Raw genomic sequence first — 14,473 nt, forward strand, 5'->3', positions numbered from 1 at the left:
TTCCATGAAGGTAAAAATAAGCCACTAAGAGAGAAAGCACCTTCCGTTAGGAAAGTGCTTCCGCTTGTAGCGACTTATTCGACTACTGCCACTATTCGATTACATCATAAATTAATTGTTTTGGAGCTGGCTGCGTTGACGTAATCTTATAGGCATCGCGAATCATGGCTTCAACCTCAGCCACATCTTGGCGATTCGCATGGATGGTACAGATGGATTCCCCTATTTGGATGGGATCCCCTATCTTTTTATTTAATGTCAGTCCCACCGCATAATCAATGGAATCTTCCTTCTTCGCTCGCCCCGCGCCAAGGACCATGGCCGCAATGCCGATATTTTCTGCTTGAATTTCGTTAATGAAACCCGCTTGCTGCGACTTAACCTCGAGATGATATGCTGCCGTTGGCAACAACTCAGGCTGATCAACAACGCGTGAGTCGCCACCTTGGTTGGCAATGAAACGTTTGAACGTATCCAATGCCTTCCCCTTGAAGATGATGTCACGAACAGCCTCCTGCGCCTCGTCAAAGGAAGTAAGCACCTTACCTAGGACGGCCATATAGGCAGCAACAGATATCGCAACTTCCGTTAACTCTTTGTCTCCTGTGCCGCGCAGCACATCGATCGATTCTCGAATTTCATTCGCATTGCCGATCTCTCTGCCGAGGGGCTGGTCCATATCGGTAATCATCGCAATGGTTTTTCGATTCAGACGAGTTCCGATATCCACCATTGTACGAGCGAGTACTCTGGCATCCTCCACCGTTTTCATAAAGGCACCGGAACCGATTTTCACATCCAAGACAATCGCTTCTGCGCCAGAAGCAATCTTCTTACTCATAATAGAACTGGCGATCAATGGGATTGAATCCACCGTAGCCGTCACATCTCGCAAGGCATAGATTTTCTTATCCGCAGGAGCCAAATTGCCGCTCTGACCCACAATAGCAATTTTGTTCGTGTTAACTGCTTCGATAAAGGCTTCCTTCGACAACTCAATTTGGAAACCTGGAATCGATTCTAGCTTATCCAGCGTGCCTCCTGTGTGACCCAAGCCTCTTCCTGACATCTTGGCAACAGGTATGCCAAGTGATGCAACGACAGGCCCTACAATAAGGCTCACTTTATCTCCAACGCCGCCCGTTGAATGTTTATCTACCTTCACACCGGCAATAGCAGATAAATCAATCATTTCACCAGATCCCGCCATCGCTAATGTGAGGAAGGATGTTTCTTCATCCGTCATTCCGTTTAAGAAAGTCGCCATCAAGAATGCGGACATTTGATAATCAGGAATAATCCCTGCGGTATAATCTTTGATGATATACGTAATTTCTTGTTCACTTAACGCTTCACCAACACGTTTCTTATGTATTAGATCAACCATTCTCATGATATTGCCTCCTTAACGTTTCGCCAGAGATCTGGCTTCGTAAACATTCGCTCTACATTCCATCTTACATCACAATTAGCCAAAATAGAAAAAAGGGAGCTAGTAAGCCCCCCTCATCTATCATCTATGAAGATTATTGTACAATTAATTTGGACTTCATTTTGGCATGTCCTTCGCCGCAAGGAAGAACACAATCAATTTCATATGTACCTGGTTTGTCAAACGTAATTTCCTTCGAAGGGTTTTCTTTATCGAGTTTAATATCCAACCCAACAATTTCAACCGCGTGTACGCCTTCTTTTAAAGATAAAGATACTTTCGTAGGCTCACCTTTTTTGATCGTGTACTCTGGCGTATCGAACTGCCAGTTTGAAGCAACTAATTTCAGCTGTTGCATTTTACCAGCGGCAGCCTCGGCTTCCTGTGCCTCTTGGCGATCAGAAATATCTTGAAAGAGGACTCCCAGCCCCAATGCGCCCGCAAGTATAAATAGTACAAAGAAAATCCACTTTTGCATGCATATCCCCCTCATCGTGTGTTCACTTCATCTATTCTACCTAACATCAGAGAATAATCCCATATCTAGTCCGTGGCAAAACTTTGACTATTTCGTGACAGAATTGTGAACTGAACTCCATCTTACTATTGCCCATTCCAGAACAAATTACACGCGATTCCAACGATCACTAATTTTGAAGCCACCCGGGTTACCCAGAGGTTTCCAATCAGATTGTTTCATTGGCTGAGCAACAGCTCCGCTTCCACTCTCTGTAAGCTTTCTAATATCGCTGGTGATCCTCGTGCTGCAACTTACACACAGCTTATGTACACGAATTGGTTCTGCACAAGAAGCACAGGGATAACTCAAATTAGGATAATCAGAAAGATGTAACTTGCCTTCTTTCATCCAAACTTGCAATTGAACATTGGAAACGCCTGTAGCAGCGCACACCTGCTCATTGGATGAACGGTAATTTCTACGAAGATAATTCACACAATCCATTAATTGATCGTTCATGCTGGTGCTGCATTCCATGCATTGGTTGCGTAAATTTCTTTGAAATACTTTCCCGCAGCGCGGGCAATTGGCCACCATGAGCTGCCCAGGAACCCCCATGCTCCAACACATCCTTCTATGGAATAGGTAATCTATCAGGGATAGATTACCATCGAATATAGTTCTAATTAACTACATTCTACCATGTGTCCCAGACGAAGGATAGGTCTTAGGATGCTCAATCCCACAAAAACCTATGATTTTCTCAACCTATTTTATCCCAATTGAACTTCGCGAACAAAAGCTTTCACCAATGCAATAAATTTGGGCTTCGTTCGATTGGCCACAGCTACTACCTGCTCATGGGTCAAAGGTTCAAGTTCTTCACCAATCGCCATATCAGTAATACAGGAAATGCCCAGAACTTTAAGACCTGCATGGCGCGCTGCAATTACTTCACCAACAGTCGACATACCGATTGCATCACCGCCGATACGCGCAAGCATCGTCAACTCTGCAGGCGTGCAATAGGTTGGACCTGTAATGCCCGCATATACGCCTTCTTGCAGGTGGAGTGGACTTCCATCCTCTCCAATAACCGTTGATGCCAACTTATGAGCAAGAGAGCGATAGTCACGATTATACGCTTCTGACATATCAGGGAAACGAACACCAAGCTCAGCATGGTTCGGCCCGATCAGCGGGTTAGCGCCTGTCATATTGAGATGATCGCTAATCAACATCAAATCACCAGCTTGGAAGGAACGATTCATGCCTCCAGCCGCGTTCGTCATTACGACGGTCTCTACGCCGATTGCTTTCATCACATAAACAGGGAATACCACTTTTTGCATATCATAGCCTTCATAATAATGAAAACGTCCTTGCATCACGATAACTTGTTTGCCTTCCAAAGTACCTATCACGAAACGGCCTTCATGCCCCTCTACAGTCGATACAGGGAAATGGGGAACCTCACTATATTCAATTGCGATTGGCTGCTCAACCTGATTCGCCATATCACCAAGCCCTGAACCTAGAACAAGTCCAATGGATGGTGACACACCGCCTAAACGTGAGTGGATGAAGCTTGCCGCCTCATTGATTTGTTGCATGTAAGTCAATGTCATGTTGTTCTCCTTTTCTGCTTATAGCGCTTCAATAATCCCGAGGACTAGCTTCAAGAACTTAGGTTTGACCTTCTCGGTCGTCTCCATAACTTCTGCATGAGATAACGGTTGATCTAATATACCCGATGCCATGTTGGAAATACAAGAGAAGCCCAATACTTCAATGCCCGCATGACGAGCGACGATAACCTCAGGAACCGTAGACATCCCAACCGAATCTCCACCCAACGTGCGGAACATGCGAATTTCAGCAGGTGTTTCATAGTTAGGTCCAAGCAAACCTACATACACACCTTCTTGAAGTTTAAAATCTTGCGTAGCCGCAACATCATGCGCTAACTTACGCAGACGCTTGCTGTAAGCTTCCGACATATCCGGGAACCGAACGCCTAAGGCGGAATCATTCGGTCCAATTAACGGATTGCGGAACGTCATGTTCAAATGGTCGCTGATAACCATCAGATCGCCAACTTGGTAGGACTCGTTAATCCCGCCTGCCGCGTTGGTAACGATCAAAGTTTGTACGCCAAGTTCTTTCATGACACGGACAGGAAAAGAAACGGTTTCGGCGCCATAGCCTTCATAAGCGTGGAAGCGCCCTTTCATCATGAGAACTTGCTTACCCTTGATGGAGCCTACAACGAGCTCACCAGCATGTCCTTCAACAGTTGAAACTGGGAAGTGCGGGATACGTGAATAGTCAATAACGATGGGCTGCTCTATTAAATCCGCTAGAACACCTAAACCTGAACCGAGAATAAGACCAATTTGTGGCATGATATTTGTTTCTTTTTTAATAAATGCTGCTGCCTCTTTAATTTCTTGCATCATGGATGTTTCTGACATGTTTGCATGCCTCCTCAAATTTATGTATGCCGTCTTTATTTCAAAAGATGTAGAAAACTCTCACCATGCTTAGTTGGTTCTACGCCAAAATTGTCAGCGATTGTCGCGCCTAAATCTGCGAAGGTACTCCGAATCCCTAAGGAAACTGGTGATTGGAAACTCGGGCTATATAGTAAAATTGGTACATATTCACGTGTATGATCAGTTCCTGCATGCACAGGATCGTTCCCATGGTCCGCGGTCAAGATAAGCAGATCATTTGGCCCAAGACCCGCTTTCAACTGTGGTACATAGGCATCAAACTCTTCTAATGCCTTCCCATAACCTTCAGGATCACGTCGATGGCCATACAAGGAATCGAAATCGACTAAATTTGTAAAAGCCAGCCCCTTAAATGATGTTCCAAGCACTTCTATCGTTTTGTGAATGCCATCCAAATTACTCTTCGTCGAAGTCGCTTTCGTGACCCCTTCACCGTCAAAGATATCATTAATTTTGCCAATAGCGATAACATCCCATCCAGCATCCTTCAGTTGATTCATGACAGTAGGCTCTGGTGGTTTGACTGCGTAATCATGTCGGTTAGGTGTTCGTTTAAACGCGCCTGGCTCACCTAGATAAGGCCTTGCAATAACACGCCCGACTGCAAATTCATCTTGCATCGTTAGTCTGCGAGCAATCTCGCAAGCGCGATACAGCTCATCTAATGGAATAATGTCTTCATGAGCAGCCAATTGAAAAACGCTATCCCCTGACGTGTAGACAATCCATGCACCTGTTTTCATTTGCTCTTCGCCGAGCTCATCTAAAATCTCAGTCCCCGAAGCTGGTTTATTTCCAATCACCTTTCGACCTGTCTCTTCTTCAAACTGTGAGATTAATGCCTCAGGAAAACCGTCTGGGAATACTTTAAATGGTATTGAAATACGGAGTCCCATCAATTCCCAGTGGCCTGTCATCGTATCTTTACCTACGGACACTTCTGCCATTTTGCCATAATAACTCTCTGGTGACGATACAGGTGGAATCCCCTGAATATCTGCAATATTGCCGAGTCCCATTTGCTGCAAATGAGGCAACGCAAATCCGCTTACTTTCTCTGCTATATGACCAAGTGTGTGTGCTCCTAGATCACCAAACTGATCAGCATCCGGCAATTCTCCGATGCCTACGCTATCTAATACGATCAAACTAATTCGTTCAAAGCGCACCGATATCCCTCCAAATCAATTCCAAATAGTAATGATATCCACCCTTCATTATCCCACTTCCAGCAACTGAATGCAAAACAGCAGCAATTCCGGTTGGAAATGCCGCTGACTATCATTTACACTTTCATAAATGAGCTCTCGGGTGTGCCTGATTATAGACATCCTTCATTTTGATCTTCGTAACCTGCACATACAACTGTGTTGAGGAAATATCGGAATGTCCCAGCATTTCTTGTACAGACCGCAAATCTGCACCATTCTCGATTAAATGTGCAGCGAAGGAATGTCGAAGCGTATGTGGCGTAATTTCGTTCGTAATTTGCGTTTCCAACGCATATCGTTTCATTATTTTCCAGAAACCCTGTCGCGTCATCCGCGTACCTAAGTGCCCAATAAAGAGTGCTTCCTCGTGTATCGATCTTTTGAGCAGTTTGATACGATGGATCTGAATATAATTATCAATCATCCGAATGGCTATGCCGCTAAGCGGAATGATCCGCTCTTTCTCCGCTTTGCCGATACATCGAATGAAGCCCATTCCTAAATTCACATCAGCCATATTCAGTGCGACAAGCTCAGAAACACGAATCCCTGTGGCATAGAGCAATTCAAGCATAGCTTTATCACGTGCGCCGTTCACATGCTGGGATTGTGGCGCCTCTAGCAACTTTTCAACCTCGAGAATGCTGAGTACCTTAGGTACCCTCTTCTCCAACTTAGGAACCTCGATGAAGACAGAAGGATCAGAATCAAGGAGTCGTTCTTTCACCATATATTGAAAAAAAGAGCGTAATGAAACGCGTATTCGCGATAACGTTGCTGAAGCTCGTCCGAGCGTTTTCAATTGCGATAGATAACTCCCAAGATGTACTTTCCCTGTTTCTCGCCAGCTTGTAACACCTTGCATCTCAAGATATGTAACGAATTGAAGAAGATCTCTTTCGTAGGATTCGAGTGTATTCCGTGAAAGTCCTCGTTCAGTCTTCAGAAATTGGATGAAGGATTGCAGCTCACTCGTCATTATGTCAGTCTCTCCCTCGTTTACCTGCTATTAAATCCATACAATAGCATTCCACGGTGATAGGAGAGATTCCTTTATTTTACGATTTACTCACCATACCAATAGAACAAACGCAATCGCTCACTCATTGAGTTCGAATCAAAGGAGACGTGCTCGCTATGACCGAATACCTTAACGGATTTGCCTGTCGGCGCTTTGTACTTGTTCACAGGCTGAATCCAGCCCGATACAGCTAACAGCACTTGATATAAGACAACTGTTAGTGCCACAAACACCAAAATATACTGCAAGCGTACTATTAATTTTCGATAGGAAAAAATCATAGCTCGGCCTCATTTCCATTCCATTCTTAGGAACAGAATATGAGGCTCGGCCCACGATTATGACAGATCACTCAACTTGGTGTAAGGCATGCCAAGCGCTTCAGCTACCGCTGGGTGCGTAACACTACCCTTATACGTATTCACACCTAGCTGAAGCGTGTAGTTCTCTGCTAGGGCTTGTGTAAATCCTTTATTCGCCAACTCCAATGCGTAAGGCAAAGTGACATTCGTCAATGCGAGCGTTGATGTTCGCGGAACCGCTCCTGGCATGTTCGCCACCGCGTAATGCAGGACACCGAACTTCTCATAGGTTGGATCACTATGAGTCGTTACCCGATCAATCGTTTCGATGGATCCTCCTTGATCGACAGCGACATCCACAATGACGGCTCCAGGCTTCATGCTTTGAACCATGGCCGATGTCACTAAACGCGGTGCTCTGGCCCCTGGTATTAGAACCGCGCCTATGAGCAGATCTGCCTTCTGGACTGCGCTAGTAATATTATACGGATTGGACATCAAGGTACGGAGATGTCCTCCGAAGATGTCATCCAATGCTCGCATCCGATCTGCACTTCGTTCAATAATAACGACGTTAGCTCCAAGTCCTAATGCCATCTTAGCAGCATTCGTGCCAACAATCCCACCCCCTAGAATAATGACATCCGCCGGTGGTACCCCTGGAACTCCGCCAAGCAGAATACCGCGGCCGCCATAAAATTTCTCGAGGTAATGAGCTCCTATTTGTACAGACATCCGCCCCGCTACTTCGCTCATCGGTGTTAATAAGGGGAGAGAGCCGTTCGGAAGTTGAATGGTCTCGTAGGCGATACCCGTTACTTTCTTCTCTAACAACTGAGATGCGAGATCATGGGCTGCTGCTAAGTGCAAGTACGTAAATAGCATCTGACCTTCTTTGAAATAGCCATATTCAGCAGGCAGCGGCTCTTTCACTTTCATAATCATATCACTTTGCGCCCACACATCAGCGGCAAAGCCAAGTATTGTGGCGCCTTCTTGCCTATAATCCTCATCGGAGAATCCACTGCCAATACCTGCTCCCGCTTCAACCAACACACGATGGCCGGACATTTGCAGCATCCCTGCACCACCAGGGGTCAATGCAACACGATTTTCATTGTTCTTAATTTCTTTAGGAACGCCAACGACTAGGCTTGGTTTCGACATACTCGCCACCTTCTTCCTTCGGTTGATTCGTCTATAATGTACCCCGACTCCCTTACCAATTATGTGACAGTAAGCTAACTCTCAGCTACTACTTAGCATATGATGCAAACACAAAAATGCCTGTATGCATTTGTCGGCATACAGGCATTTTCATAAATTGAACAGCTTCCTTGCGGCAACTGTTAGTGGGATTTCTCCAATGAGTCCGGTTTCCCTCGTTCATTACATCGGTAGCAAATACCTTGGAAATCAAGGCGATGATCTAAGACTTGAAAATGAAATTCAGTTTCTAACCGTTCTTCGAAAGGTCCAAGCCAGTCTTCCATAATTTCATCTACAGCTCCGCATTGCACACAAATTAAGTGATGATGATGATGTCGCGAATTATCGTCCCGCAAATCATAACGAGCAACACCGTCTCCGAAATTCATTTTCTCCAAGACATGCAGTTCACTCAGAAGTTCTAACGTACGGTACACGGTAGCAAGTCCGATCTCTGGCGCTTTATCTTTCACAAGCATGAACACATCTTCTGCACTTAGATGATCTTGTTCATTCTCCAGCAGAACGCGAACGGTTGCTTCCCGTTGAGGCGTAAGCTTGTACCCCTGGGATTGTAATTGTTGTTTGATTTTCTCGATCCTTGCTTCCATATGCCTCCCCCTCAGAAAGGTGGGCATCCTAGCCCATTTTTAGCCACTCTTTTCATTATAGGGGGAGCGAACTTACAAAGTCAAACACAAATCATTACCCATAAACCCCCACCAGCATTGGGGTTACCCATTTCATCATGTATTGGGAGAAGTATCCTTCTAACAATGCGGCTGCTAAAAGGAACCCGCCCATCACCAAGGTGATGGTTGTATATCTCATGAAGGGTTGGTAAATGTTACCACTGCGACTCATAAATCTATGTTTTATTATATAGATGGAGAACGACATCGCGGCCACACTACAGAAAAGAATCGCTGGTATGACAATTAAATTTTGAGGAACAACGGCCACAAGCGCAAAAAGCATTCCTTTCCACGACATTTGACCCACAAGGTATCCGACCGTGAAACCAATCAGTACACCTTTTAGAAAATCCAAAACTAAGATCAGAGGCAAACCAATAATCGATAAGCCAAACAACCAGATCAATAAGATCCATTTCATATGCATACCGAATGCTTGACTAAATGATTGCCCACTGTCAATTTCGATGCCTTCATTAATTTCATGAAAAAAACTGCCCAAATGGCGGGTCATTTCGGTTCTTTGTTCCAAGGAAAGCGCATTAACCATGACAGCACCGAAAACAACGCCAATAACAAAGAGCACAGAGACGAATATAAATAACGGCAAATTATCCTTCATATATTGTTTCATCGTTATGTTCCTATTCACACTCGCCACTCCCTCCTTGTACAACCTCTACAAAGACAAGCTTATGAGCGAAACGGTGAAACTATGAATGATTTTTCTCCACATAAGAATTCATAAGTTTCCGATATACGGAAGTTTCAAATTCTTATTGGCGATAAAAACAACATCTCTCGGGGTCCCCACAAAGTAATCGGAATTAACTACGAAGCTTGTCATCACTTTGTGGGGTGGGATAGCGGTCGCTCATCCTCGAATGACTTCGATAAAAGGTTTTCTCACTTTGCCATACTTTCCTCCACCACCGACTTCAAGATGTAAGGTCCCTTCCCGAGCCTTTACAATGTAAGCAGCAATCTCTTCCCCAACAATGCCACCTAATTCCTCTGGCGTCGCATGGTGCAGAACCTGCATTTCCGTTCCGAAATAGCTTAGCAACTGTTCTAACTTCTTCGGGCCTAATCCCGGAATGTACTCTAAGGGGACTTGAAAATGGTAAGGCGGACGATGTGCCGGTTGATAAGATATCTCTCTATCAGCAATTGCCATAATGCGATCCATGACGCCACGCACGATCTTGGTACTGCCGCAATCCAAGCAGCGTTCCACAGCTGTTTCGCTATCAACGAGTACAGCCTCACAAACGCTGCAATAGGTGCGATGATACTTCCCTAGTCGCGAATTCAAGCCATAATTGGCTGCGACGCCTCTTCCATCCTGTCGTCGAAGAGCTTTAACTAACTCCTCAAAGGTTGGTGCCGCTAGTTTAATTTGGTTATATTCTCGACCTATTTTCGCTAAGGAATGAGCATCCGAATTCGTTACATAGGTGAAATCATCCAACTCCGAAATATATCCCGCCATTTCCGAATCCGCGCTTAACCCAAGTTCAACGGCAGGAATTTGCTGGACGTCAAGCAGATCATTCATGCAGCTCGTAGCGCTGCCGTATACGCTTTTGTGCGGCGTGAAGATGTGCGCAGGTATCAGAATACCACCTCTACCCAGCACCTCTTCTTGAAGCACACGAGCGGGCACATAGATGCGTTGCGAACTGAGCTCCACATTTTTCATATGCCGGCTCATCCATCCCGTAAATTCCTGCATCACTTGAAGATTCGGCATATAGGCTAGCACATGGGCTGGCCCCATCCCAGGGTCTCTCACTTCAATTTCACTTCCTAAGATGATGGATGTATCCCGATACCCAATCCCCCCACCTTCGAGCTCCACCATATCCCCTTTATCCAAATACATCATAATCTCTTCTTGAACGGATGGAGAGTGCGTGTCGATAATGGAGATCATCTCCATTCCTTTCCGGTTCGCAGCTTCATGGGCAATATTGAAAAAGGTGAGGTTATTCGCTGCACTAATTTTGACAGCCTGACCTTTCTCCGTCCGGCCAATATGAATATGCAGATCTACATAGTAATTCTTCAACATTTAGATCTGACCCGTTAACTTGTATAGCTGCCAAGCATATACAGCCATGATCGTTTTGGCATCACTGATACGTCCCTCACGCATATATTGCTGTGCTTGCTCCAAGGTAATTGCTTCACAATCCAGGAATTCGTCCTCATCGGGGTTCGCTGTCCCCTTAACTAAATCTTCCGCAATGTATAAATGGATAATCTCATCCGCAAACCCAGGCGATGTAGAAAATGAACTTACCAAACGGATGTTATCTGTTCGATACCCTGTCTCTTCCTCAAGCTCACGCAAGGCCGCTCTCAAAGGCTCCTCACCGCTATCAAGCTTACCAGCAGGGATTTCTACCTGGCTCTTCTCAAGCGGCTTACGGTACTGTTCTACGACGATCATTCTATCTCCCAGAAGGGCGATTACGGCTACTGCACCTGGATGCTTAACAATCTCACGAGAAGCCGTTCCGCCATTAGGCAACTTCACCTGGTCTACTTGCAGCGAGATGATTTTACCCTTGAAAATCAATTCACTGCTTATGGTTACTTCTTCAAATTTCTTATGTTCTGTCATTCGAGCACCTCATCTTGGTTATTTGGTCTAACTTGTCCACATCCTGCATATCGTTCATTATACCAAATTTATTCCTGAAAAGAGGTCAATGATATGAAGAGCTATGTGGATGCCAAGCAAATTCGACTTGTAGGTAAAGCCTGGGAAATTAAATACCACCTGCAACAGATGCTTCAACAAGGAGATCCGAAGAGACCGTTGGTTGAATATTTATCCCACTTGTACATATCACAGAAGATTTCTTCCCATAGCCATATCCCTCAACTTCGAATCGTTTCATCATAAAATAAAACGAAAACCGATTAGCCGCGCCAGTTGGCGGACGAATCGGTTTTTATTTTGTAAGGAATCTACACCTTAGCCGCTTCTTTCACAAGTGCCACGACGAGCTCAGCTGTTTTGACAAGATCACGGATCGCAATGCGCTCTTTGACCGTATGGATGTCTAAATAACCAACGGCCAAATTCACAGTAGGAATTCCCATCCCGTTGAAAACATTCGCATCACTCCCCCCACCCGAGTGGAAGGTACTTGCTGTTAGACCTATCGTGTTCATCGCACGAGAGGTTAATTGTACAATCGGAGCCGAATCGTCGTGCATATAGGATGCGTACACGATATCTGCATGGAATTCACAGGTCGTACCTGCTTCCGCCGCGGCGGATTCACACGCCTTTTTCATTGCAGCTATTTGCGCTTCCAATTTGTGCTGCACAATACTGCGGGCTTCAGCTTCCATCTTCACTTTATCACATACCACGTTCAATGGGCCTACGCCCGAAAAGCTGCCAATATTCGCCGTTGTTTCATTATCAATTCTACCCAATGACATGCGGGAGACAGCTTTACTCGCCACTTGAATGGCAGAGATGCCATCTTCGGGATTCACACCCGCATGTGCGGTTTTGCCATGGAAAATGATTTCAATTTCTGCACGACCAGGCGCAGCAGTTGCAATCGCACCAAGGTTTCCGTTGGAATCTAACGCGAAGCCATATTGAGCTTCCATGGAGCTGCGCTCCATGGCGCGAGCACCTTTCAAGCCGCTCTCTTCCCCTGCTGTAATGACGAACTGGATACGACCATGCGGAATGTTCTGTTCTTTCAGAACTTGAATCGCTTCGAGCATTGCGGCAATTCCAGCTTTATCATCGCTGCCAAGAATCGTCGTTCCATCAGAACGAATATAGCCATCTTCACCAATTTGCGGTTTAATGCCATTCCCTGGCGCAACTGTATCCATATGCGAGGTAAAGAAAATGGTAGGAATCGCCGGATTGCTGTCTGTCGCTTCTAGTGTACAGATCAAGTTGCCTGCACCATGTCCACTCTTAGACATCGAAGCATCCTCGACGACATGCAGGCCATACTTCCCGAATTTCTCTTTGAGTACAACGCAAATTTCTTGCTCGAATCTAGTTTCACTATCCACTTGAATGAGGGAAATGAATTCTTGAACTAAGCGATCTTGCTTAATCATATACTTTCCTCCGATACACACTTTGAGTTACAATAAAACGGTACAAGCTTGGACGAAAAGGAGTGAATCCCGTTGCTACAGAATAAGAAATGGTTTAAAGTCGTTATTTACATTATGCTATTCGTAATGCTGTTATCCAGTTTATTGTTTACAGCCGGATTATTTTTCACATCATAACCCATTAGTAAATTTTAGTATCCGCGTTGTAGCTTTCAAGATTTTCTTTCACTCGTTGTAGGAACCGTCCACAGATCACACCATCTAGAATCCTGTGATCGAGCGATAAACAAAGGTTAACCATGGAACGCACCGCTATCATATCTTGAATCACAACAGGCTTCTTCACGATCGATTCGAATGTAACAATCGCCGCTTGCGGGTAGTTAATGATTGGATACGACAGAATCGAACCGAAGGAGCCTGTATTATTAACGGTAAATGTCCCGCCAACCATATCTGTGAGCGCGAGTTTCCCCGCACGTGTTTTCTTCGTCAACTCATCAATCTCTCTTGCAAGTCCTGCGATGTTCTTCTGATCTGCCTTCTTAATCACTGGCGTCATTACGGAATCTTCTGTACCCACGGATAAGGAAATATTAATATCGCGTTTCACGATGATTTTATCTACCGCCCACACGGAATTAATAATCGGATAATCCTTGATCGCGTTGACGACCGCTTTCAGCATAAAGGCAAGGTACGTTAAGTTGATGCCCTCGCGGCGCATGAACTCATCCTTTACCTTGTTGCGCAAGACCACTAAGTTCGTTACATCCACTTCAATCATAGTCCAAGCGTGTGGAATTTCAGTAACGCTTTGACGCATCTTCGTAGCTATCGCATTACGCATAGGCGTTACATCAATGAGATGCTCATTTCGAGTATCCTGATTATGACCTTCTGCTTCAATCAGCGGCGTTTGTGGACTCGCTGATAGATGGATCCCCGAGCTGCGAACAGGCTGGCTTGTAGGCTCTTCTGGGGCAACAGGTGGAAGTGTGACAGCTGGTACTGCTTGAACAGCCACAGGTGCCGCGTTAGCCCCGCCAGATGCGATGTAGGTCTCTACATCCTTACGCGTAATACGTCCGCCAAGACCGGTCCCTGGAACACGAGACAAATCGACACGGTTGTCTTGTGCAAGTCGGTGAACTGCTGGCGAGAAGCGGCCACGCATGCTTTGATCCCCGTCATCGGAAGCAGAAGCTGTATCTGCTGTGAAAGAGATAGGCGCTGCCGAAGCTGCCTCTGAAGAGCCAGCAGGCTCCTCAATGACACAGATCGCTTCGCCTACTGCAGCCGTTTCACCATCACCGACAATAATTTTAATGAGTTTGCCCTCAATGGGACTAGGCATTTCTGTATTTACTTTCTCCGTGAATAGCTCACAAAGAACGTCATATTGTTCAATATAATCGCCTGGCTTCTTCAGCCATTTGCCGATTGTAGCCTCAACGAGACTTTCCGCCAAATGCGGAACCGTGACCTCGGTAAGGCGGCCGGTTTGGTTCATACGA

At 45.5% G+C, this 14,473-nt stretch carries 17 protein-coding genes; 2 read left to right on the top strand and 15 right to left on the bottom strand.

Annotation, left to right across the window (positions count from 1 at the left end; translation table 11 throughout):
• Positions 1-91: 91 nt before the first annotated feature.
• The 13 genes from A8708_RS02580 to A8708_RS02640 all read right to left on the bottom strand — a co-directional run bounded on the left by A8708_RS02580 (position 92) and on the right by A8708_RS02640 (position 11,475).
• Entirely contained in the window at positions 92-1,393 is a 1,302-nt protein-coding gene (locus A8708_RS02580; RefSeq protein WP_068661955.1) for a pyrimidine-nucleoside phosphorylase, read from the bottom strand.
• Between the two features lie 133 nt (positions 1,394-1,526).
• A complete protein-coding gene (locus A8708_RS02585) occupies positions 1,527-1,910 on the bottom strand; it encodes a cupredoxin domain-containing protein (protein WP_056614567.1) in 384 nt (127 codons plus the stop codon).
• Between the two features lie 147 nt (positions 1,911-2,057).
• On the bottom strand, positions 2,058-2,411 hold the full coding sequence (locus A8708_RS02590; RefSeq protein WP_204787456.1) for a hypothetical protein: 354 nt from the start codon (positions 2,409-2,411) through the stop codon (positions 2,058-2,060).
• A gap of 254 nt (positions 2,412-2,665) precedes the next feature.
• On the bottom strand, positions 2,666-3,520 hold the full coding sequence (locus A8708_RS02595; RefSeq protein WP_068661957.1) for a purine-nucleoside phosphorylase: 855 nt from the start codon (positions 3,518-3,520) through the stop codon (positions 2,666-2,668).
• An 18-nt stretch (positions 3,521-3,538) separates the two neighbouring features.
• The gene (locus A8708_RS02600) at positions 3,539-4,366 is read right to left on the bottom strand and encodes a purine-nucleoside phosphorylase (RefSeq protein WP_068661958.1); all 828 of its coding nucleotides are present in this window, start codon (positions 4,364-4,366) and stop codon (positions 3,539-3,541) included.
• Between the two features lie 35 nt (positions 4,367-4,401).
• On the bottom strand, positions 4,402-5,577 hold the full coding sequence (gene deoB / locus A8708_RS02605; protein WP_068661959.1) for a phosphopentomutase: 1,176 nt from the start codon (positions 5,575-5,577) through the stop codon (positions 4,402-4,404).
• A 124-nt stretch (positions 5,578-5,701) separates the two neighbouring features.
• Positions 5,702-6,598 carry a site-specific tyrosine recombinase XerD gene (xerD, locus tag A8708_RS02610; RefSeq protein WP_068661960.1) on the bottom strand — a complete coding sequence of 299 codons (897 nt, stop codon included), beginning with the start codon at positions 6,596-6,598 and terminating at the stop codon, positions 5,702-5,704.
• A gap of 86 nt (positions 6,599-6,684) precedes the next feature.
• A complete protein-coding gene (locus tag A8708_RS02615; protein WP_068661961.1) occupies positions 6,685-6,921 on the bottom strand; it encodes a DUF4227 family protein in 237 nt (78 codons plus the stop codon).
• A 57-nt stretch (positions 6,922-6,978) separates the two neighbouring features.
• Positions 6,979-8,109 (bottom strand): alanine dehydrogenase, encoded by a 1,131-nt coding sequence (gene ald / locus A8708_RS02620; protein ID WP_068661962.1) that lies wholly within the window; start codon positions 8,107-8,109, stop codon positions 6,979-6,981.
• A gap of 182 nt (positions 8,110-8,291) precedes the next feature.
• Positions 8,292-8,762 (bottom strand): ferric iron uptake transcriptional regulator, encoded by a 471-nt coding sequence (gene fur, locus A8708_RS02625; protein ID WP_068661963.1) that lies wholly within the window; start codon positions 8,760-8,762, stop codon positions 8,292-8,294.
• Positions 8,763-8,856: 94 nt separating this feature from the next.
• Positions 8,857-9,480, bottom strand: a complete 624-nt coding sequence (gene spoIIM, locus A8708_RS02630; protein WP_068662012.1) for a stage II sporulation protein M — start codon at positions 9,478-9,480, stop codon at positions 8,857-8,859.
• 240 nt (positions 9,481-9,720) lie between these two features.
• On the bottom strand, positions 9,721-10,920 hold the full coding sequence (locus tag A8708_RS02635; protein ID WP_068661964.1) for an endonuclease Q family protein: 1,200 nt from the start codon (positions 10,918-10,920) through the stop codon (positions 9,721-9,723).
• Entirely contained in the window at positions 10,921-11,475 is a 555-nt protein-coding gene (locus tag A8708_RS02640) for an NUDIX hydrolase (protein WP_068661965.1), read from the bottom strand.
• Between the two features lie 93 nt (positions 11,476-11,568).
• Here A8708_RS02640 and mciZ point away from each other — a divergent pair, with 93 nt between their 5' ends.
• Positions 11,569-11,760: a Z-ring formation inhibitor MciZ gene (gene mciZ / locus A8708_RS02645; RefSeq protein WP_068661966.1), complete on the top strand. Its 192-nt coding sequence runs from the start codon at positions 11,569-11,571 to the stop codon at positions 11,758-11,760.
• Positions 11,761-11,825: 65 nt separating this feature from the next.
• On the opposite strand, the gene A8708_RS02650 is transcribed toward mciZ, so the two are convergent.
• A complete protein-coding gene (locus A8708_RS02650) occupies positions 11,826-12,956 on the bottom strand; it encodes a M20/M25/M40 family metallo-hydrolase (protein ID WP_068661967.1) in 1,131 nt (376 codons plus the stop codon).
• Between the two features lie 72 nt (positions 12,957-13,028).
• Between A8708_RS02650 and prli42 the strand changes: the two genes are divergently transcribed.
• A complete protein-coding gene (gene prli42, locus A8708_RS35205) occupies positions 13,029-13,133 on the top strand; it encodes a stressosome-associated protein Prli42 (protein WP_157256922.1) in 105 nt (34 codons plus the stop codon).
• A 4-nt stretch (positions 13,134-13,137) separates the two neighbouring features.
• Here prli42 and A8708_RS02655 read toward each other — a convergent pair whose 3' ends face one another.
• Positions 13,138-14,469, bottom strand: a complete 1,332-nt coding sequence (locus A8708_RS02655; protein WP_068661968.1) for a dihydrolipoamide acetyltransferase family protein — start codon at positions 14,467-14,469, stop codon at positions 13,138-13,140.
• Positions 14,470-14,473: the final 4 nt, after the last annotated feature.

Origin of the sequence: Paenibacillus oryzisoli (assembly GCF_001653565.1) — a bacterium.
Taxonomy (GTDB): Bacteria; Bacillota; Bacilli; order Paenibacillales; family NBRC-103111; genus Paenibacillus_E; species Paenibacillus_E oryzisoli.

Bases quoted from the DNA above. Each gene is read 5' to 3' on its own strand.
- A8708_RS02595 (WP_068661957.1), bottom strand. From the start codon at position 3,520: ATGACATTGACTTACATGCAACAAATCAATGAGGCGGCAAGCTTCATC.
- A8708_RS02600 (WP_068661958.1), bottom strand. From the start codon at position 4,366: ATGTCAGAAACATCCATGATGCAAGAAATTAAAGAGGCAGCAGCATTT.
- A8708_RS02655 (WP_068661968.1), bottom strand. From the start codon at position 14,469: ATGAACCAAACCGGCCGCCTTACCGAGGTCACGGTTCCGCATTTGGCG.
- A8708_RS02585 (WP_056614567.1), bottom strand. From the start codon at position 1,910: ATGCAAAAGTGGATTTTCTTTGTACTATTTATACTTGCGGGCGCATTG.
- xerD (WP_068661960.1), bottom strand. From the start codon at position 6,598: ATGACGAGTGAGCTGCAATCCTTCATCCAATTTCTGAAGACTGAACGA.
- A8708_RS02650 (WP_068661967.1), bottom strand. From the start codon at position 12,956: ATGATTAAGCAAGATCGCTTAGTTCAAGAATTCATTTCCCTCATTCAA.
- A8708_RS02580 (WP_068661955.1), bottom strand. From the start codon at position 1,393: ATGAGAATGGTTGATCTAATACATAAGAAACGTGTTGGTGAAGCGTTA.
- A8708_RS02615 (WP_068661961.1), bottom strand. From the start codon at position 6,921: ATGATTTTTTCCTATCGAAAATTAATAGTACGCTTGCAGTATATTTTG.
- mciZ (WP_068661966.1), top strand. From the start codon at position 11,569: ATGAAGAGCTATGTGGATGCCAAGCAAATTCGACTTGTAGGTAAAGCC.
- spoIIM (WP_068662012.1), bottom strand. From the start codon at position 9,480: ATGAAACAATATATGAAGGATAATTTGCCGTTATTTATATTCGTCTCT.
- A8708_RS02590 (WP_204787456.1), bottom strand. From the start codon at position 2,411: ATGAACGATCAATTAATGGATTGTGTGAATTATCTTCGTAGAAATTAC.
- A8708_RS02640 (WP_068661965.1), bottom strand. From the start codon at position 11,475: ATGACAGAACATAAGAAATTTGAAGAAGTAACCATAAGCAGTGAATTG.
- A8708_RS02635 (WP_068661964.1), bottom strand. From the start codon at position 10,920: ATGTTGAAGAATTACTATGTAGATCTGCATATTCATATTGGCCGGACG.
- ald (WP_068661962.1), bottom strand. From the start codon at position 8,109: ATGTCGAAACCAAGCCTAGTCGTTGGCGTTCCTAAAGAAATTAAGAAC.
- fur (WP_068661963.1), bottom strand. From the start codon at position 8,762: ATGGAAGCAAGGATCGAGAAAATCAAACAACAATTACAATCCCAGGGG.